We start from the raw sequence: 20,754 nt of genomic DNA on the forward strand, positions 1-20,754 counted from the left end.
AAATTCAGGTACTTTTTCCCTGAAAATTAGGTAGTTGACCACCTGAAAATCGGTAAAACCCATCCCCCATCCCCCATCCCCCAACCCCCAACCCCCAACCCCCAACCCCCACCGAAAAACTTTTTCAGCAGACCCTACTTATCTGTAAGAAAGCCGCAACAAAAAAAGGACACAAGTTAACTTGTGTCCTTCCCGAAGCTAAGAACTTAATTTTTATTTAGCGTCGGAGAATTCCGCATCGATGACATCATCGCCGCCACCAGCACCACCAGAGGGGCCATTGTCATCATTGCCACCGGGGGGATTACTAGGGACTCCTTGCTGATACATACTGCTACCGATCGCGTAGAGGGCTTGTTGTAATTCCGGTAGGATGGTTTTGATCTTACCATCATCGTCTTGAGCGATCGCTTCTTTCAGATCTTTAATCAATGCCTGGGCTTTATTTTTCTCGGATGGGGGAACCTTATCGCCCAACTCGGCTAACTGCTTCTCAGCTTGATAAACGAGGGAATCAGCTTGATTTTTGCGTTCAATGTGTTCACGACGTTCCTTATCGACCGAGGCGTTCGATTCTGCCTCATTAACCATGCGTTCCACTTCATTTTGGGGCAAGGTAGAAGCGCCGGTGATGCTGATCGATTGTTCTTTTCCTGTACCTTTATCCTTAGCGGTGACATTTAAAATACCGTTAGCATCGATGTCGAAGACCACTTCGATTTGAGGCACACCACGAGGAGCGGGAGGGATACCATCGAGTCGGAAAGTTCCCAAACTCTTGTTATCTTTGGCCATTTCCCGTTCCCCTTGCAGGACGTGGATTTCCACGTTAGTTTGTCCATCTACTGCTGTGGAGAAAACTTCCGATTTTTTGGTGGGGATAGTGGTGTTGCGGGTAATAATCCGCGTCATCACACCGCCGAGGGTTTCCACACCCAAAGACAAGGGCGAAACATCAAGTAGAAGAATATCTTTGACTTCACCGGCGAGGACACCGCCTTGAATAGCAGCGCCGACGGCTACCACTTCATCGGGGTTAACGCTTTGGTTAGGATCTTTGCCCAGAACTTTTTTAACTAATTCCTGAACGGCGGGAATCCGGGTTGAACCACCGACGAGAACCACTTCATCGAGGGCAGATTTATTGATTTTGGCATCACGGATGGCATTTTCGACGGGAATACGACAGCGATCGATTAAATCAGCGCAAATTTCCTCAAATTTAGCTCTGGTTAAAGTGGTATCTAGGTGTTTTGGTCCTTCGGCGGTAGCGGTGATGAAGGGCAGGTTAATTTCCGCTTGGGTAACGCTAGAAAGTTCAATTTTGGCTTTTTCTGCCGCTTCTGTGAGACGTTGCAGGGCTTGTTTATCTTGACGGAGATCTATTCCTTCAACTTTTTTGAATTCTCCGGCTAAATAATCGACGATTTTTTTATCGAAGTCATCACCACCGAGATGAGTATCTCCAGAGGTAGCGAGAACTTCAAAGACACCATCACCCACTTCTAGAACCGATACGTCAAAGGTTCCCCCACCCAAGTCAAAAACGAGAATGGTTTCGTTAGCTTTTTTGTCTAATCCGTAGGCAAGAGAGGCGGCAGTGGGTTCGTTGATAATGCGGAGAACTTCAATCCCAGCAATTCTACCGGCATCTTTAGTGGCTTGACGTTGGGAGTCATTAAAATAAGCGGGTACGGTGATGACTGCTTGGGTAACGGTTTCGCCGAGGTATTTACTGGCATCTTCCACCAGTTTCCGCAGTACCTGGGCGGAAATTTCTTCGGGGGCGAATTGTTTGCCCTGGGCAGGACAGTCTAATTTAACGTTGCCGTTGCCGTCTTGGAGAGTTTTGTAGGATACTTCCGTGGCTTCGTTGGTAACTTCGTTGAATTTCCTGCCGATGAAGCGTTTGACGGAATAAAAAGTATTTTGCGGGTTCATTACCGCTTGACGTTTGGCGATTTGTCCTACTAGGCGCTCGCCATTTTTGGCGTAGGCGACGACTGAGGGCGTGGTTCTAAATCCTTCGGCGTTGGCGATAACGGTGGGTTTGCCCCCTTCCATAACCGCGACGCAGGAGTTAGTCGTCCCTAAGTCAATTCCAACTACTTTTCCCATAATCTTTGTGCTGCTCCGATACAACTATAGTGACTTCTAGAATCGGAACTGTACTCGGTTTTTAGGCGATACCCACCCCTATCAGTTCCTTCGTTATCTCTATAGTGCAAAATAACCCCGCTTTCTCGATAGTGTAGGTATCCGAACCTTTTTGGTAGTATTGCTAATGTCAGTTCGGGATCAAAGAGTTAGTGGTGAAGGAAAGGAGTCAGAAGTGAGACAAACTCTTAGTTCTTACCACTCCATGCTCGCTCTCCTTGGTTTCCCTGGAGTGGTGGTGGAAATCCCTCACTTCCTCTCTTTTAAGTAGAAAATATGAATCTCAGACATCAAGATCATTACCAGAGTTCAGAAATTTACCGCACTTTACGGCTCTTCTCGACTTTGTGTGATAATTTTTGCTTATGGAATCGTGAAATGCTTATCGGGCAAGACTTTTAGGGCTATTTTGCGGAAGAAAGTATCAGTATAGACCTCGTTTCCACACAGAAACCAGAAGAGCCACTTTACTTTATTAATAACTGAAAGATCGTGCTAAGTAGGGAGGCACAATTATTTGTAGGATGGGTTAGCGGTAGCCTAACATGAGCGGGCGTTGGGTTTCATGCTTCAACCCAACCTACGTTCATCTTATATTTAATTCCACCCACCTACTTATTAATATAAGATTATGTAATCATGAGTAAAAACAATTGTTCCTGTGCGTATTCCATTTATTTCTTGAATATAAGTATCGGTGTCATATCGTTTAAATCTGCTATCTTGAAAACTGTTAATTAACCCAGGAAAATCCTCTAATTCAGAGGCACTAATTAATCTATTTCCGTAAAGAAGATCACCAGAAAAAACCCTAAAGGTAGAAGAACGGGTTTCCTCGGAAAATAAACTGCTACAGTTAGGTTGTAAATAGATGTAGATGTAGGCCAAACGCATATCTACAGAAGGCCCAAATTCTAAGCCCAAATCAAAATAGCATAGAGTAGGTGGATTAAAAACAGATAAAATAGATTCCCGATAATTATCAGGCTTTCCAAAACTTCTCAACTGAATAAGATGACTACCAGTATTGACTCCCCCTCCTCTTAAATTGTTAAGAGAACATTGTTGAAAGTCAAGAAAGGTTTTAGTTATCGTTCTTTGCCAACTATTAATAATGACTAGAGAATTTCCCCAATACCTATACTGTTCTGGTCGGCGATCGATCTCGATACCAATAGGATCATCCGATTGACGGGGTTCTACCATGCGATAATAGTAAGTGTAGTTGCTAAATTTTACTCTTCGCGGCCCTGGAAGATCATTAACAAAGTTTTTCTGATCTACTTGCCGGCCAAATTCACAAACACTTTGATAATCTTTTATAGTAAACATTGGTAAAAGAATATCTGGTGGCGGCAGTTTGATTTCATCATCAGACCAACGACCTGTAAAAATCCAGGCGGCTGCCCGCTCAGAAACTACCCAAGCAAGACCTCTATATACAGGAATATTGTCAATACTCATTGTTAATAAATAAATCTGATCATTTATTTTGTAACAATTATCCCCAAAACTCTCAAGGATTGTGGCATCGATCTCAGCTAAAGGTTTGCCAAATGGAAGTGCGAGTAAATCAGTAAGATTGCTCATCATTGAATTTTTTGACTAAGTTACTGTTTCTGTTATACGCTATTTAGATGCTGAACAGCTTACTGTTTACCGATCACAGCAAAAAGCTCCCCAATGCCTGCTCTTTCTGGGAACTTGTTGATAACACGAATGTAGTATATAATGTAATATAGGTAATAAGCTGTACTGCATTTAAACTGCGTCTTGACAATTTTAGTACAAATGCTCAGAACTCTGGTGCAGTCTGAACGAGTAATTTAGATAGTCAACAGCTTATCCTCTGTGTTAAAACACGATCGCCGATAACAATTTATCTAATTTATCGCAGAATCTCAATTGCGTTATTTTAGTTGTATTGGCTTTTTATTTGATTATTTCATAAAAAATATGACTTACGAAACTCTGGCACTTTCCACACCAACACCGATTTTATCTTGGGCGGGCCATGAATTGGGACCCCAAGAAACCCAAATGGCCAAAAATGTCGCTTCCCTACCTTTTGTTTATAAACACATTTCTTTAATGCCCGATGTTCACTTGGGTAAAGGCGCTTTAGTCGGTTCGGTGATTGCCACCAAAGATGCCGTAATTCCTGCCGCCGTCGGAGTCGATATCGGTTGCGGCATGGCTGCCCTAAAAATGCCTTTCACCGGTGAACAATTGCAGGGAAAACTTAAAAAAATTCGCCTCGATGTGGAAGAAAATATTCCCGTCGGTTTTGCGGAAAATAAAGAAGTGGATCGGGAAGTAACTAAATGGCCAAAATGGGCGGAATTTAAACAGATTCATCGAGGCGTGCAAAACCTAGAGAAAAAAGCCCTTAAACAAATGGGTTCTCTGGGGGGTGGTAATCACTTTATCGAAATTTGTTTAGATACAGACAATCAAGTTTGGTTAATGCTGCATTCCGGTTCTAGAGGTATTGGTAATCAACTAGCCCAATGTCATATTAATACTGCTAAAGAGTTAGCCAAACTAGCAGAAGGTAAATTGCCTGACCTCGATTTGGCCTACTTTGTCGCCGGTACAGAAGAATTTACCGCCTACTGGCACGACCTGCAATGGGCCCAGGAATATGCCCGTTATAATCGGGAAATTATGATGGCTAGATTTAAACGCATTCTTGAAAAACATCTAGCGGGAGGCAAACCAACTAAACCCCTCTTAGTGGTTAATTGTCATCACAATTATGCCGAAAAAGAAATTCATTTTGGGGAGGAGGTTTATGTCACCCGAAAAGGAGCCGTCCGCGCCAGAGAAACCGATTATGGTATTATCCCCGGTTCCATGGGAGCGCAATCTTATATTGTTAAGGGCAAAGGAGAACATAATAGCTTCTGTTCCTGTTCCCACGGGGCCGGGCGCTTGATGTCGAGAAATCTGGCTAAAAAAACCTTTACTCTTGATGATTTAATCGCCCAAACCCAAGGGGTTGAATGCCGCAAAGATGAGGGCGTTATTGATGAGATTCCGGGAGCTTATAAACCGATCCAACAGGTGATGAATCAACAGGCGGATCTAGTGGAAATTGTCGCCACTCTCAAGCAGGTGATGTGCGTCAAAGGTTAACAAATCATGGCAAGAGCGATCGATTTTTGCTGTTTTTTCCCTAGCTTGACATCCTCACCGTCCGTTTACGGTGGTGAGGATGTCAATTTCCCAAGTTCCCGCCCCTTTAGCGATCGCTCTTTCGATATTGTCATTGGGAATACTAAATCCTGTTTCAAAGGTATAGGGAAGCGGGTAGTTCGAGCATTTGTACTAAAATTCCCAATAGGCGGTTTAAATGCAGTACAGCTTATTATAGAAAGGGTTGATTGATCAGGTGGCAATATGGCGCAATTTTCTCGCAAAACTCTACTAACCCTTTTTGCTAGTATATTAGTATTATTATTCTCCTTGGCTCCGGCCCAAGCGCTAAGTTATAATAATCGCAATTTGACCGATAACGACTTTGCGGGGCAGGATTTGCGCGATTCCACCTTCGATCACTCTAATCTGCGCGGTAGTAACTTCAGTCATGCCAATCTGGAAGGAGTACGCTTTTTTTCTGCCAACTTGGAGGGGGCCAACTTTAGCGATGCCAATATGAGAAATGTGGATTTAGAATCGGCCCGTTTAACCAAAGCCAACTTTACCAATGCTGTTCTCGAAGGAGCTTTTGCCACTAACATTTTAATCAAAGGTGCAATTATCGACGGGGCCGATTTTACCGATGCAATTATTCGCTCGGATGTGGAAAAATATCTTTGTGAGAGAGCGACGGGAACTAACCCAGTAACTGGCAGAAATACCCGCGATACCCTATTTTGTCGCTGATACCTAACTATGCTGCCCCGAATCGCACTGTCATGACCGATCAAACTAGAGCCAGATCGGCCATAATTGCTGTAAGCTAGTATTCGATTTTTTAACAAAACCTTTAGAATAGACTTTCAAACCAGTTCGATCGATCAGTCCCCTCTTGGAAAAAGGAAATTGTAACCATCGTGTCCACCAGTACCCTCGGCAATCAAGACAAAGAGCAGAAACCTAGTAGTGACTCGGATAGCTTTTTCCAAGGAGTCTCTAGAGTTGCAGGAGGAACCGCTCTCGGCCTGTTGATGGTATCCACGGCCGTGGTGACGGGGGCTGTGGTAGGATTGGCGATTAGTTACCGCAATCTACCCGATGTGAGGATTTTACGGGGTTACGTCCCCACGGAAACCAGTTATATCTACGATGTTAAAGGCAGACCCCTGACCAGCTTACACGGAGAAGCGAATCGGGAAGTGGTGGAACTCGATCAAATATCTCCCAATCTGAAACGCGCAGTGATGGCGATCGAAGATAGCCATTTTTATCACCATCGTGGTATTAATCCTAATAGTATCGGCCGGGCAGTAGTCGCTAACTGGAAAAGTGGCGGTGTGGTGGAAGGTGCATCTACTATCACCATGCAGTTAGTCAAAAATATTTTTCTTTCCCATCAGCGCACCGTTAGCCGTAAATTAGCCGAGGCAGTCCTGGCAGTACGAGTGGAACAGGTTTTTAGCAAAAATGACATTCTGGAAATGTACCTCAATAATATCTATTGGGGTCATAATAATTACGGAGTGCAAACCGCCGCTAAAAGTTATTTTAATAAACCCGCTGCCGAGTTAAATTTAGCAGAATCGGCGATGATGGCCGGATTAATCCAAGCGCCGGAAGTTTATAGTCCTTTTAATAATTATAAAACCGCCAAGGAAAGACAGGCACTGGTTCTCAGTCGGATGCGTAGCTTAGGTTGGATTACCCCCGCACAGGAAGAGGCCGCTTTAAAGGAACCTCTGAAACTGGGTAAACCCACCGCTTGGCAAGAAAGTAAATTACCCTACGTTACCGATGCAGTGGTGGCAGAATTGCGGCAAAAATTTGGCAAGGAAACCCTAACTAAAGGGGGAATGCGGATTCAAACCACGATCGATCTCGACTTTCAAAACATGGCCGAATCTACCATCCAACGGGCCTATAATAGCTTGCGTGGTCGCGGTATTCGTACCAAAGACCTACAAATTTCTCTAGTCGCAGTGGATCCCCGCACCCATTTCGTCAAGGCGCTCGTCGGTGGCGTTGATTACAATAAAAGTCAATTAAACCGCGCCATTCAATCCCGTCGTCAACCGGGGTCAGCTTTTAAACCTTTCGTCTATTATACTGCCTTCGCTAGTGGTCGTTTTACCCCCGAAACCGTGGTTAATGATGCTCCCATACGTTTTCGCGAGGCCGGCGGCTTCTATAGCCCAAAAAACTACGGTGGCGGCTATTCTGGTCAAGTTTCCCTACGTAGCGCTCTGATGCAGTCTCTGAATATTCCCGCAGTTGTTCTCGGTCGTCGCGTCGGGATTAACAAAGTCATTGAAGTCTGTCGTCTGTTGGGTTTCGAGAGTCCTTTAATTGCCGTGACTTCTTTACCTTTAGGTTCCGTGGATGTGACACCTCTGGAAATGGCGGGGGCCTACGCTACTTTTGCCAGTAATGGCTGGCATTCTAAGCCTACCTTTATCATGCGTGTTACTGATAGCCGTGGTAACGTCATGCTCGATAATACACCCAAACCGAAGCTAGTTTTAGACCCCTGGGCCACCGCTTCTCTTAATTCTGTGTTACAGGGAGTGATTCAGGGAGGAACAGCCACCTCGGCCCAAATCGGTCGTCCGGCAGCGGGAAAAACCGGCACTACTGATAACGAGAAAAATGTCTGGTTTGTCGGTTATGTTCCCCAATTAGCCACCGCGGTGTGGATTGGAGATGACCGAAACCGCACTTTAGGTAAAGGTATCACCGGTGGTGGTTTTGCCGCTCCCATTTGGCGCGATTTCATGGCACAAGCTCTGAAAAATGAACGAGTAGAATATTTTCCCTCTCCTTCCAAATTCCGCAAACCAACAGTTAAGTAGATGGTTAATCTAGTTAGTTATGCTTGCGAACATTTTCGTTAAATAGTATGAACTTTGTTAGTCGTTGATCGCCACTGGAAGTACACTGAAATTATCAGTCTAATCTAATCACCCCATACGGGGTCTTATATGGACTTTTTCGATCTAATCACCCGATTTGGGATATTAGGCAGAATCTAGTCGGTCTAATCACCCCCAGACAGGATCTTATATGGACGCTGTCGGTCTAATCACCCTGATTTGGTATCTTAGATGGAAACTGTCAGTCTAATAAATGGTTCGGCGATAATTCATTCGGGAGGTGATGTCGTGGAGAAGCAACCCCTGGCTACGCTGGAGGAGTTCAACGTCGCCTCGACAAAGGCCGACGAGGAGGTGGTAATCGTCCATGTCATGGACGATTACGCCACAAACACGTGGAAGACACTCCCTCCGGTCGGCCTCGTGTTCCCGGCTCGGGACTTGGCGGGCAGCAATTGCGGCGGCGTTGCCGTCGTCGGGGGACCGAACGGCGACCGAGTGGCGATCAACCCCGACTACAGCCGAAACCGTTGGCGGCGCATCGCCGATGCGCCGTTCAAGGTCGATGGACTGACCGGTCACAATCTCAGCGGCCTGATCGCGTTCGGCGGGAAGAAGGTGGCGTACATCGCCAACTACGCAGTGGGCGTTTGGGCACCGCTGCCTGACTGCCCCGTCGATATCGAAGACATCTCTGGCTTTAACGACGCGGGGGGGCCGGTCATCTGCGGCGGCGCTGACAACCGAGAGGTCTACTACCTGAGCAACTACTCGGCACCGCAATGGCAGCGGACGCGAGACGCCGCCCCTTTCGCCCTCAAGGGGATCGCGGGGTTCAATCACGACGGGGTGACCGCCTTCGGCGGTGAAAACAACAGACAGGTCGCCGTCCTCGACGACTACCGTGGACGGTGGTTCGAGGTTCGCAGTTGCCCCGTGGAGATTCACGACATTGCTGGCAGCAACATCGGCGGAGTGGCGATCATCGGTGGTGACTCGGGGCACGAAGTTTGGCTGATGACGAACTACACCAGCCAGATATGGGAGAAGAAGGCCGATGTTCCGAGGATGAAGAAGATTGTCGGCATCACCGGCAACAACCAGTACGGCGTTATCGTTGCGGGACACCCGGCTTGACAACGGCGGCCGAGTGGGAAGTGTGATCGCCGATCTGTAGGGTGCATTAACGAAGTGCGATCGCTAATCGCAGTGCGATCGCCGATCTGTAGGGTGCATTAACGAAGTAATGCACCTTATATGGCGAATTAACATTTATCTCTCATGTTTAGCACCTTATATGGCGGATTACGCTGCGCTAATCCACCCTACGGGACTGTTTATCTCTCATGTTTAGGAATTTAAATAATATTGCTCTGCCATTGAGGTAAATAGTTTAGAGACACTGGAAAATACTGGTCACAGCCTTGCATTGACGATGTTTTTCAGCAGTCTAGAGTTCAGCGTTAGTTTGAGTATTTTGGTATTATAGGAGCAGGTTAGGCTTGCCCCTAAGCGATAAGCCTTCATTTTTTCCTTTTTCACCCGATTAAAAGAGGAGCCTTATAAATCAGGGTGAGAGCATCTGAAAAGCTATCGACAATTGACCAATTTTGTGATCTCTGTGAGCATTTCCAGTGATACCAGTCAGAATAGTTAATACCAAATTTCTAAATCCATGACAGACATCCACGCTCGAATGCTTGCCAAATCTTCATTCGTTGTGACGCGAATAAAGAAAAATGGTATAAGAAATCGACCCATTTGATTGAGATGGCAAATTCTCATCAAATATACCTGAATCGTGGGTAAGAAACCCAGATAAAGTTCATTTATAATAAAGTCACAAAAAAAACCTTTGCTTGAACCGATGACGATTTCCTTGGCTGAGAGTCTCACCCTTGAAGATTTCCTCAAATTGCCATATTTGGAGGATTCTCCAGCATGGGAATACCTGGATGGAGTCGCAATTCAGAAACCGATGCCTAAGACTCGACACTCTATCCTGCAAAAACGTCTTTTAGCTGAGGTTGACAGCCATACTGTTGATTATACAGCCTTACCTGAGTTGCGATGTACCTTCGGCGGGCGTTCGATCGTTCCTGATGTTGCCGTAATTGCATGGAATCGAATTAACCTCAATCAAGCAGGTGAACCAGAGGACGACTTTACCGAAGCACCTGATTGGACTATCGAAATTCTTTCACCCGATCAAAAGGTAAACCGTGTAATTGACAACATTCTACATTGTTTAAAACATGGCAGTAAATTAGGATGGATGCTTGATCCAGATGATTATTCTGTTTTAATGTTTACGGACCAACAAGAGCCGGAAGTTTGCAGAGGGGATCACCAGCTTAAGGTAATTGCAGGGGTTCAGTTGACACTGACTCCACAACAAATCTTTGCATGGCTAAAAGTTGGTCAAGCTAGACAAAGTAAGTAGAAGTCTGGGGAGAAGCACGAGGACTTAATTGATTTCTATTGCTCGGTTGGGATACCTCATGAAATTTTCTTCCTGTGGCGACCATTTCTGCGTGATCCCAAAGACGATATGGTATTGGAGCTTGCAGTTAAAGCAGGATGTCAGAGTATAATCACATATAACACCCGTGACTTTGCAGGTGCAATTTGGTTTATGTCTGCTTGAGCCTTCAGGTTTCCTACGATTAATAGGTAAGTTACCATGAGTACCATCCAAGTCCAAATTCCCGACTCATTACAGAAAAGTTTAGATGATCTAGCGGCTCGTGATGGAATTTCGATCGATCAATTTATCTCTACTGCGATCGCTGAGAAACTTTCAGCGTTGATGACAGAAAATTACCTAATAGAAAGAGCCAAAAGGGGAAGTCGAGATAGAAAGAGCCAAAAGGGGAAGTCGAGAAAAGTATCAGGCAATCTTAACAAAAGTTCCCGATTACCGGCTACCGACTGTCTGACATATCACTGCACCCGATTTTGTGCTAGACTTTGACAAGGCGGGTGAGTTCAACCGTTAGGCCATCTTTTAATCTAATTAGTTTGATCGTAATTCATGGATTGAGTAGAGGTAGCTATGTTTTTGTAAGAGTAATGCTTTAAACGAATGACATTAGTAACTTGTTCAAGGGACTTTTTAGGGAGTTTTTCCACAGAATCATGTTCAGAATTTTTCAGGATAGTATGACATTTGAATTTTTATGCCTATCATCGGAAAATATACGGAAAGTTTCTGGATAAAATTCTTTACGGGGTGGATATACAGAAAGTTTCTGTTTTTTATCCTCTGGGGGTTGACTATCCAGAAAATGTCGCTACAATAATGTAGCTCGACTGCTGAATCTTCTCTAAGTTCATAGCGGATTGATTATTGAGAATGTCTGAAAAATCCCTCCTAGATGAAATTGCTAATTGCCACTATGCACGACAATGTTTAGAGGATTCTGCTGCTGAAAATCCATGTCGTAAAATTGTTGAATATCAGAATACACTCGGAATAACCAAATTCCACATTCCTGAACCGTGGAGTGGGCAAATAGAGAAAGCACCCATTCTTTTTCTAAGTTCCAATCCATCAATTAGTTGTGATGAAGTGTATCCAAATTGGGATTGGTCATCGACAGAAGTTTATGATTATTTTAATAACCGTTTTGGAGGAGGAGATAAAAACTGGATTATTAGTGGTACAAAATCGTTGCAAATAGATGGAACATATAGTCGTGCCACTCGATTTTGGGCAGAAGTTAAGAAACGCTCTATTGAACTACTTCATCGGGATGTTATCCCAGGACTCGATTATGCACTTACAGAAATAGTACATTGCAAATCTCGTAAACAAATGGGGGTAAAACAATCGCAAGAGCAATGTGTCCAAGCATATTTAAGGAGGATTTTAGAATTAGCAAAAGCAAGAGTAATAGTAGTTTTAGGAGTACCTGCAAGAAAAGCGATTCAAAAAGAATTTGAAATCCCTCCAGAAAAATTCCTATCCGAACCTATTGAAATAGGTGGCCATCAAAGATTGTTTACATTTCTTCCTCATCCCAATGCACGACGCTGTCGTTCTTTTGCCAAGTGTTTGCAACATAATGAACTTGAAAAGCTACGGGATGCTTTAGCGACAGAATCAATAACGTAGGTGTGGATGCGCGTAGTCGAACAATCTCAGTGCAGCGGACTCACAGGATTGATCTATAATGAATGCGATATGTGGCTTTGATCTGCTGACTGAGAACGTTATGCGACTTGGGTTATCAGTGCGATGCCGAAGGCACTGGGTAGCAGTAAGCTAATCTTATAGGTTGGGTTGACGACTGTTACCCAACACCCTCGGAAGCAAGATTAAACGCGGTAGGATAAACATTGGAGATACTTGGAAACATCTATTAAAATCAGGAAATCATCGGCATTGCGATTTTTCCCTATTGAATTATGACTGAACTGCTCCAACAGGCGATCGCTCAAATCCAAAAACTCCCACCCGATCAGCAAGATGCGATCGCCGCTCGATTTTTGGCAGAGTTGCAGGATGAGGAAAAGTGGGAAACCCGTTTTGCTGCCACAACAGACGATCAATGGGATCAGATGGCGGCAATGGTGCGGCAGGAAATAGCAGAAGGTAAAACTGCTCCACTTGGTAAAGTTTTCCCAAGGCAAAGATGAAGTCAAGTGTCACCAAATCATTTCGCAAGCGGTTAGATGATCTTCCCGCATCCGTTCAGGAGCAAGCTGATCAAGCCTATACCCTTTGGCAGAAAGACCCTTATCATCCAAGTCTTCAGTTCAAGCGCGTTAGTCAGAAGCAACCGATTTATTCTGCCCGTGTCAGCCTCAACTACCGAGTCTTGGGTTTGTTGGAATCCGATCATATCTACTGGTATTGGATTGGCTCACATGATGAGTACGATGAATTACTGAAACGGATGTAATTGAAGCGAGTTGAGGGTTAGCACGTTAAATGGAATTCTTAAGCAAGCCCAAGTTACAGTTGAGGCGTTTATTGAGCATCTCTAGTGTCTAAATAGGGTTTGCAGCGGATAGCCTCAACACCCAAACCAAACTGCGGCCAGTAAATTAGTCAATAAAATGTCAAAAATTAAAAGTCCTCTGCGTTATCCCGGGGGGAAATCCCGGGCGATTAAGCAAATTCTGCCGCAAATTCCTGTAAATATCAGGGAATATCGAGAACCTTTTTTTGGTGGTGGTTCTGTGTTTTTTGCTGTTAAGCAACTCTTTGAACAACAAATAAAAACCTATTGGATTAATGACTTAAATTATGATTTATTTTGTTTCTGGCAATGCGCTCAAGAAAATATTGAGTTATTGGTAACAAAGATAACAGAAATTCAACAGAAATATGATAAAGGACGAGAATTATTTCAAGATTTAACAAGGGAAGATTTAAAGTTAACCGATTTTGAAAAAGCGGTGCGTTTTTTTATCTTAAATCGGATTACTTTTTCGGGAACAGTGGATTCCGGGGGTTATTCCCAAGCGGCTTTTACCAGTAGATTTACTGATTCATCGATTGCCAGATTAACTCAAATTGCGCCGTTATTAGCATCGGTGAAGATTACTAACCAAGACTACGAAGAATTATTATTTGCTGAGGGAAAAGAAGTTTTTATCTTTCTTGATCCACCCTACTATAGTGCCACAAAATCCCGTTTGTACGGTGTAAGAGGTAATTTACATACCAGCTTCGATCATCAACGTTTTGCCGATAATATGCGCCAATGTCAGGCTAAATGGTTAATTACCTACGATGATTGTCCAGAGATACGAAAACTCTTTGATTTTGCCCATATTATCGAGTGGAATCTTCAGTATGGCATGAATAATTATAAACAAGGATCGGCGGCATCTGGTAGGGAATTAATGATCAAAAACTATTAGTGTCATATTGTAGTGGAGTATTTATCGGCTCTTCTGGTTTCTGTGTGGAAACGAGGTCTATACTGATAGTTTTTTCCACAAAATAGTCCTAAAAGTGTTGCCTAGTAAGCATTTCACGATTCCATAAGCAAAAATTATCACACAAAGTCGAGAAGATCCATTTAACTACCATAATTTAGCTGGCATTATTGATAAAGATTTGGAAAAATCATCAAAAGCCTTGCTAAGAAAGTCAGACAAATCCGTTTTTAATAGGATGATTAACTCCCAATCCAACTTGAAAAACCCACTCCCCACCCTCCTATACATTTTAAATAGGTGGCAGTTCAGGGGGAACTGGAATAGGTGTACAAGCTGCCGCACCTATTCCAGTCAGTTTATTCGTGTTGCAAACGTTCCAACGCAGCCACCAGCGCATCCACCTCGGCTTTAGTATTGTAGAAAGCCAAGGAAGGGCGCACCGTTGCCTCTAGACCAAAGCGTCGCAGAATGGGTTGAGCGCAGTGATGGCCTGCCCGCACGGCAATCCCTTCCCGATTCAGGGCCTGTCCGATGACTTCCACATCAAATCCCTGTAGCACAAAGGAAAGCACGCTGGCCTTATCGGCCGCCGTCCCAATCAAACGCAGGCCCGGAATGGTTGTCAGTCCCGCAGTGGCGTACTCTAGAAGTTCATGCTCGTAATTGGCAATGGTGGTCAAACCAATCTGCTGAACATAATCCAAGGCCGTCCCTAAGCCAACGGCATCGGCAATATTGCCCGTTCCGGCCTCGAAGCGAGTGGGAGCCGCCTGATACACGGTGCGCTCAAACGTCACATCCACGATCATGTTGCCGCCGCTTTGCCAGGGAACCGTGGCATTCAACAGGTCTTCTTGACCATAAAGTACCCCGATCCCTGTCGGACCAAAGACTTTATGTCCGGAAAAGACGAACCAATCACACCCTAATTGTTGAACATCGATCGGAATGTGGGAAACCGATTGAGCGCCATCTAACAAGACTTTAGCTCCGACCCGATGGGCTAAGTCAATGATTTGTTTGGCGGGGGTAATGGTTCCCAAGGCATTGGAAACATGGGAAAAGGCCACCAGTTTTGTGCGGGAGTTGAGTAATTGTTGGTACTCTGCCAGTAAAATCTGCCCGTGGTCATCCACGGGGACAACCCGCAACTTTGCTCCCGTTTGGGCGGCTAGTTGCTGCCAAGGCACAATATTGGCATGGTGTTCCAGATGGGTGAGGACAATCTCATCCCCCGCTTGCAGGGTTTGTTGTCCCCAGCTTTTTGCCACCAGATTAATGCCTTCCGTTGTCCCCCGCACGAAAATGATTTCGTTGGCAGATGAGGCATTGAGAAAACGGCGTACCTTGTCTCTGGCCGCTTCGTAAGCATCTGTGGAGCGAGCCGCTAATTCATGGGCGGCACGATGCACATTGGAATTTTCATGGCTGTAGAAATGAACGAGGCGATCGATGACTGCTTGGGGCTTTTGAGTTGTTGCGGCATTGTCGAACCAGATCAGTGGTTTGCCATTCACCCGTTCTTGCAGGATGGGAAAATCCTGGCGAACGGTATGAACATCAAAGAAGCTAGGTCGTTGAACGCTTCGCCCGCTAGCATGGGGGACAAAAAGGGGATCGATCGCAAAGCGCTCGCTACGCGAGAACGCCGCGACCGGAACAAGCTGTTCAGGCTTGGCCACTACGGCCGGAAGGTCGGGGATTTTTGTTTCTAACTCCTCAATGAAGTAGAAAGAGGAGGTGGCTAAGGGTACAGCCAAGGGAACTGTGGGCCGTTCGCCCACAGCAGCCGGGGAGGTTGCGGGGGTAGCCGGCAAGTCCAGGGTTGGGGGAATCGCCGCGGCGGATGGCACCAGATAATCCCGATCTGTACTCAACCCCTTGACCACCTCCGCTCCAAGGTCGTGCCGTTGTAGTTCTTGAATTATCGTCTGGGCGAGATGCTCAAGAAGGTCAGGTTGAAATAAGGGGTTAAGAGAAATGTTCTCTCCGTCAGTTGGGGCAGTCGTGGGCGGGGATACAGCGGGTAGATTCCCCCCCGCCTTTTCAGGGATCAGTTCGGGGTTAGTCATAGTCGTAGATGTGGTATTGGTTGACATCAACGTTCTCCAGTACGGCCGCCGCATCGTCGGTCAACACTGCCAACGAACAGTAGAGGGAGACTAGGTAAGAGGCGATCGCCTTGCGACTAATCCCCATAAATCGCACCGACAAGCCAACTCCCTGTTGACCGGGTAAATTGGGCTGATAGAGACCGACCACCCCTTGACGGCTTTCTCCTACCCGCAATAACAAAATATTGGTTTTGCCTTGTTCATTCACGGCCAACTTATCGGAAGGAATCAAAGGCACGCCCCGCCAGGTAATAAACTGAGACCCGAATAATGACACCGTGGCAGGGGGTACACCCCGTCGGGTTGCTTCTCGGCCAAAGGCCGCGATCGCTTTAGGATGGGCGAGGAAAAATGCCGGTTCTTTCCACACCTTCACCAGCAACTCATCCAAATCGTCCGGCGTGGGCGCACCATTGCGAGGTTGCACTTTCTGGGAATCAACAATATTGTTGAGCAATCCGTACTCATGGTTGTTGATCAACTCATTTTCTTGACGTTCCTTCAGCGTTTCAATCGTCAGGCGCAATTGTTCATGGATCTGATCGTGGGGACTGCTGTAGAGATCGGACACGCGAGTGTGAACATCCAGTACCGTATTCACCGCACTCAAGAAATACTCCCGGGGGGTCTCTTCGTAATCCACAAAGGTTTCGGGCAGCTCCCGCTCATCTCGTTCAGAGCAAGCCACCTCAACCCGGGAGGCATCCCTGACTTTATTGAGACGATAAATCCCCGCTTCAACGGGTAGCCAATGCAAGAGGCGAACGAACCAACGGGGCGAAATGGTCAATAACTGAGGAACGGTCTTTGTGGCATTGGCCAACTGCCGAGCGGCAGCATCTCCCAAAGCCAGTTGCAATTCATGATCTTGGGTATAGGTCATTGAGTTAAATCCTCCAATTCAAAAAAAAGTAACAAAGCGACTGTTATGGCCGAACAATCACAGCCCGGACAGCCCCTCAAATTCCAGAGCCGTCATCAAACATTTCCTGTCGTAGTTGCGCCTGGGAGACAAAACCCCCCGGCGGCACACTGCGGGTTAACCAAACATTTCCACCAATGGTTGCGCCCCGACCGATAGTTACCCGACCGAGAATCGTTGCACCTGAGTAAATCACCACATCATCTTCAATAATCGGATGACGGGGTTGACCTTTGATTAAACTGCCCGATTCGTCCCGGGGAAAGCTTTTCGCCCCGAGCGTGACCGCTTGGTAAAGGCGCACGCGGTCGCCAATCACCGTGGTTGCCCCAATTACCACCCCCGTCCCATGATCGATAAAGAAGCTATTGCCGATCGAGGCCCCGGGGTGAATGTCAATCCCCGTTAAGGAATGACCAATTTCACTGATAATCCGCGCCAACAGGGGCGAGTCCAACCGATACAGGGCATGGGCAATGCGGTGATAAGTGATTGCCGTTACCCCGGGGTAACAAAACAATACTTCATCTAAATTTCTGGCCGCCGGATCACCTCGATAGGCCGCGGTGATATCGGTTTCCAGCAGAGCCTTCAGATGGGGTAATTGAGTGGCAAAGGCTTGTACCGTTCCTTGGGCGTGCTTCTCAATCTGGTCTGACGACCAGTGCAACTGTGACCCCAGCAACCACTGTTCGCGACAAACCTGGTGATGCAGCAGTTGCAAGACTTCATTGAGGGTATGACCGATAAAATAGCGGCTGGATGTTTCGCCTAAATCGGGATTGCCAAAGTGATAGGGAAAAAGAACGGCACGCAGTCGATCAACAATCCGAAATAAGGCCTCACGGGAGGGCAAGGGGAAATGGCTTCGTGATTGAGACCAACTGTGGAACGACTCGCCACGAGGTTTGGACAATTGAGCGATAATTTCATCGAGATCCAAGGACAAGGTGGGTTGGGAGAGAGCGCTGGAACTGCTCGGATGCTCGCTCGTCATGCCACTAACCCTTGCTCATTAAATACCCCTTGGAACAGGATGGAACTCAAATACCGTTCTCCGGAATCTGGCAAAATCACGACAATGGTTTTGCCTTGGTGTTCGGGTTGTTGTGCCAAGCGAGCGGCGACGGCGACGGCGGCACCGCAGGAAATGCCGGAGATAATCCCTTCTTCCTTGGCCAACCGTTGGGCATAAAGAATGGCCTCTTCGTTGGAAACGGTTTCAATCCCATCCACGAGGGATAAATCCAGAACTTCGGGAACAAACCCCGCCCCAATGCCCTGAATTTTGTGAGGGCCAGACTTTAAGGGCTGACCTGCCCGGGCTTGGGATAGTATGGGGCTGGCTTCTGGCTCCACTGCTACCGATAAAATCGGTTTTCCCCTGGTCTTTTTGACATAGCGCGAAACTCCCGTAATGGTTCCGCCCGTTCCCACACCCGACACGAGAATATCGATCGCCCCGTCTGTGTCCTGCCAAATTTCAGGGCCGGTGGTTTCCTCATGGATGCGGGGATTGGCAGCATTGCGGAACTGTTGCAACAACACATAGCGATCGGGATTAGATGCGGCAATTTCTTCTGCCTTTGCCACTGCTCCGGTCATGCCTTTAGTCCCTTCTGTTAACACCAGATTGGCTCCATAGGCGAGCAACAGTTTGCGCCGCTCCAAGCTCATGGTTTCAGGCATGGTCAGGGTCAGGGGAATCCCCTTAGCGGCGGCGACAAAGGCTAGGGCAATGCCTGTATTGCCACTGGTGGGTTCGACCAGTTCTTTGTCCGGCCCCAATAATCCCCGTTGTTCTGCATCCCAGATCATGGCCGCACCAATACGACATTTGACTGAATAGGCTGGATTGCGACCTTCAATCTTGGCCAGAACCGTGGCGTGACTGTTGCCAACGACTCGATTAAGGCGCACTAGAGGAGTCCGCCCGATCGACAAACTGTTATCTGCGAACCATTTCTTACTCACAAAATGGCAACTCCATGATCAAAATACGACAGTTCACCAGATTGGCTCATCTTGAATTCATTTGAAATTCATTTTGAATCCATTTGAAATTCATTCTAGCCTATGCACTATCAACCTCTGGTCAAGCTAAACAAATCTTTACAATCAAGGGGGGTGGGCGATCGCTGAGGTTGAAGAATCAAGGTATAGGAGGGCGGGAAGTGGAGATAAGGGAGCGGGTTTTTCAAGTTGGATTGGGAGTTATACTTGAGACTAAATCCGTTGAGCATAGGCTACATATCAGGACAGGCGCTCATGCAAGGGGCAAAAGGGGGAATAGATAATCAGTCTTTAATAAACGGATTTAGTATAAAATGTCAAAAATTAAAAGTCCTCTGCGCTATCCAGGGGGGAAATCCCGGGCAATTAAGCAAATTCTGCCGCAAATTCCTGTGAATATTAGGGAATATCGAGAACCTTTTTTTGGTGGTGGTTCTGTATTTTTTGCTGTTAAGCAACTCTTTGGACAACAAATAAAAACCTATTGGATTAATGACTTAAATTATGATTTATATTGTTTCTGGCAATGCGCTCAAGAAAATATTGAGTTATTGGTAGCAGAAATAACAGAAATTAAACAGAAATATGATAACGGACGAGAATTATTTCAAGATTTGACAAGGGAAGATTTAAAGTTAACCGACTTTGAAAAAGCGGTGCGTTTTTTTATCTTAAATCGGATTACTTTTTCGGGAACAGTGGATTCCGGGGGTTATTCCCAAGCGGCTTTTACCAGTAGATTTACTGATTCATCAATTGCCAGATTAACTCAAATTGCGCCGTTATTAGCATCGGTAAAAATTACTAACCAAGACTACGAAGAATTATTATTTCAAGAGGGAAAAGAAGTTTTTATATTTCTCGATCCCCCCTACTATAGTGCCACAAAATCCCGTTTGTACGGTGTAAGAGGGAATTTACATACCAGCTTCGATCATCAACGTTTTGCCGATAATATGCGTCAATGTCAGGCTAAATGGTTAATTACCTACGATGATTGTCCAGAGATACGAAAGCTCTTTAATTTTGCCCATATTATCGAGTGGAATCTTCAGTATGGCATGAATAACTATAAACAAGGAGCGGCGGCATCTGGTAGAGAATTAATGATCAAAAATTATTAGTGCGATGCCGAAGGCACTGGGTAGCAGTAAGCTAATCTTATATGTTGGGTTGACGACTGTACTTCATCCTATTAATTTAACCATTGGTGCAAATCTTCCAAATCCGAAAAATCCAATAAAGCAAGAGCCAAATTATCCAGTTGATTAGGATTTAACTGTTTAATTTTTTGTTCTACCTTTAAAGGAATAGAACCTAGTTTTAAGTTTAGCTGACGCAAAATTAGGCTTTTTTTAGCGGATAATTCTCCTTCCTCTAAAGCTTCTTGATAAACCTTAGTTTCTCTTAAATCACTTAAACTAAACATAGCTTCTATCTCCTTACGGTTTAATTTCGGCAATTTATAAATGAGAATTGTCTCAATTAATTCTAGAATGTTCCGTCTTTTTAAAGACTCCTGGAATTGTTGTCTAACTTGTTGAATCAGTTCTTTTCCTTGTGCTAAGGTGTTTGGTTCCGATTCCACAATTAATTGTAACACTTTTACCCCCAGAGAATCTCCCTCATCTAATTGATTCAG

19 protein-coding genes and 1 pseudogene are annotated in these 20,754 nt (G+C 45.6%); 12 read left to right on the top strand and 8 right to left on the bottom strand.

Features of this window, described 5'->3' with window-relative positions; translation table 11 throughout:
• Positions 1-213: 213 nt before the first annotated feature.
• Together dnaK and IM322_RS20120 are read right to left on the bottom strand one after the other, a co-directional pair.
• Positions 214-2,118 carry a molecular chaperone DnaK gene (gene dnaK / locus IM322_RS20115; protein ID WP_287676064.1) on the bottom strand — a complete coding sequence of 635 codons (1,905 nt, stop codon included), beginning with the start codon at positions 2,116-2,118 and terminating at the stop codon, positions 214-216.
• Positions 2,119-2,775: 657 nt separating this feature from the next.
• The gene (locus IM322_RS20120; protein WP_286827191.1) at positions 2,776-3,750 is read right to left on the bottom strand and encodes a hypothetical protein; all 975 of its coding nucleotides are present in this window, start codon (positions 3,748-3,750) and stop codon (positions 2,776-2,778) included.
• 363 nt (positions 3,751-4,113) lie between these two features.
• Here IM322_RS20120 and IM322_RS20125 point away from each other — a divergent pair, with 363 nt between their 5' ends.
• The 11 genes from IM322_RS20125 (at position 4,114) to IM322_RS20170 (ending at position 14,042) form a co-directional block, all read left to right on the top strand.
• Positions 4,114-5,295 (top strand): RtcB family protein, encoded by a 1,182-nt coding sequence (locus IM322_RS20125; protein ID WP_286827192.1) that lies wholly within the window; start codon positions 4,114-4,116, stop codon positions 5,293-5,295.
• Between the two features lie 264 nt (positions 5,296-5,559).
• Complete coding sequence (locus tag IM322_RS20130; RefSeq protein ID WP_287676066.1) at positions 5,560-6,045, top strand: pentapeptide repeat-containing protein; 486 nt, start codon at positions 5,560-5,562, stop codon at positions 6,043-6,045.
• Positions 6,046-6,215: 170 nt separating this feature from the next.
• The gene (locus tag IM322_RS20135) at positions 6,216-8,147 is read left to right on the top strand and encodes a transglycosylase domain-containing protein (protein WP_287676067.1); all 1,932 of its coding nucleotides are present in this window, start codon (positions 6,216-6,218) and stop codon (positions 8,145-8,147) included.
• Between the two features lie 309 nt (positions 8,148-8,456).
• Positions 8,457-9,305 carry a Kelch repeat-containing protein gene (locus IM322_RS20140; RefSeq protein ID WP_287676069.1) on the top strand — a complete coding sequence of 283 codons (849 nt, stop codon included), beginning with the start codon at positions 8,457-8,459 and terminating at the stop codon, positions 9,303-9,305.
• A gap of 730 nt (positions 9,306-10,035) precedes the next feature.
• Complete coding sequence (locus IM322_RS20145; protein WP_287676070.1) at positions 10,036-10,611, top strand: Uma2 family endonuclease; 576 nt, start codon at positions 10,036-10,038, stop codon at positions 10,609-10,611.
• A 108-nt stretch (positions 10,612-10,719) separates the two neighbouring features.
• A complete protein-coding gene (locus IM322_RS23560; RefSeq protein ID WP_353737474.1) occupies positions 10,720-10,815 on the top strand; it encodes a hypothetical protein in 96 nt (31 codons plus the stop codon).
• Positions 10,816-10,851: 36 nt separating this feature from the next.
• Positions 10,852-11,142: a hypothetical protein gene (locus IM322_RS20150; protein ID WP_287676072.1), complete on the top strand. Its 291-nt coding sequence runs from the start codon at positions 10,852-10,854 to the stop codon at positions 11,140-11,142.
• A gap of 381 nt (positions 11,143-11,523) precedes the next feature.
• Complete coding sequence (locus tag IM322_RS20155; RefSeq protein WP_287676073.1) at positions 11,524-12,285, top strand: uracil-DNA glycosylase family protein; 762 nt, start codon at positions 11,524-11,526, stop codon at positions 12,283-12,285.
• A 293-nt stretch (positions 12,286-12,578) separates the two neighbouring features.
• Positions 12,579-12,809 carry a hypothetical protein gene (locus tag IM322_RS20160; protein WP_287676075.1) on the top strand — a complete coding sequence of 77 codons (231 nt, stop codon included), beginning with the start codon at positions 12,579-12,581 and terminating at the stop codon, positions 12,807-12,809.
• Positions 12,806-13,075, top strand: coding sequence for a type II toxin-antitoxin system RelE family toxin (locus IM322_RS20165; protein WP_287676077.1), 270 nt, complete (start codon positions 12,806-12,808; stop codon positions 13,073-13,075). The genes IM322_RS20160 and IM322_RS20165 overlap by 4 nt, the downstream gene beginning before the upstream one ends.
• A gap of 157 nt (positions 13,076-13,232) precedes the next feature.
• Entirely contained in the window at positions 13,233-14,042 is an 810-nt protein-coding gene (locus IM322_RS20170; RefSeq protein WP_287676078.1) for a DNA adenine methylase, read from the top strand.
• On the opposite strand, the pseudogene IM322_RS23565 reads toward IM322_RS20170, so the two are convergent.
• From IM322_RS23565 to cysK, 5 genes and pseudogenes are all read right to left on the bottom strand, one after another.
• Positions 14,029-14,214, bottom strand: a pseudogene (locus IM322_RS23565) (hypothetical protein). The gene IM322_RS20170 and the pseudogene IM322_RS23565 sit on opposite strands and share 14 nt — an antisense overlap.
• 205 nt (positions 14,215-14,419) lie before the next feature.
• Entirely contained in the window at positions 14,420-16,135 is a 1,716-nt protein-coding gene (locus tag IM322_RS20175) for a family 2A encapsulin nanocompartment cargo protein cysteine desulfurase (protein WP_287676079.1), read from the bottom strand.
• On the bottom strand, positions 16,128-17,060 hold the full coding sequence (locus IM322_RS20180; RefSeq protein WP_002750434.1) for a family 2A encapsulin nanocompartment shell protein: 933 nt from the start codon (positions 17,058-17,060) through the stop codon (positions 16,128-16,130). The genes IM322_RS20175 and IM322_RS20180 overlap by 8 nt, the downstream gene beginning before the upstream one ends.
• Positions 17,061-17,136: 76 nt before the next feature.
• Positions 17,137-18,096: a serine O-acetyltransferase EpsC gene (gene epsC / locus IM322_RS20185; RefSeq protein WP_042790612.1), complete on the bottom strand. Its 960-nt coding sequence runs from the start codon at positions 18,094-18,096 to the stop codon at positions 17,137-17,139.
• On the bottom strand, positions 18,093-19,073 hold the full coding sequence (gene cysK, locus IM322_RS20190) for a cysteine synthase A (RefSeq protein WP_287676080.1): 981 nt from the start codon (positions 19,071-19,073) through the stop codon (positions 18,093-18,095). The genes epsC and cysK overlap by 4 nt, the downstream gene beginning before the upstream one ends.
• A gap of 353 nt (positions 19,074-19,426) precedes the next feature.
• On the opposite strand from cysK, the gene IM322_RS20195 reads away from it, so the two are divergent.
• Complete coding sequence (locus IM322_RS20195) at positions 19,427-20,236, top strand: DNA adenine methylase (RefSeq protein WP_287676082.1); 810 nt, start codon at positions 19,427-19,429, stop codon at positions 20,234-20,236.
• A 71-nt stretch (positions 20,237-20,307) separates the two neighbouring features.
• Here the strand turns inward: IM322_RS20195 and IM322_RS20200 are convergent.
• The coding region (locus tag IM322_RS20200) for a DUF2887 domain-containing protein (protein ID WP_287676084.1) at positions 20,308-20,754 on the bottom strand (447 nt) is incomplete at its 5' end.

The sequence above is a fragment of the Microcystis sp. M109S1 genome (assembly GCF_020247025.1).
Lineage (GTDB): Bacteria > Cyanobacteriota > Cyanobacteriia > Cyanobacteriales > Microcystaceae > Microcystis.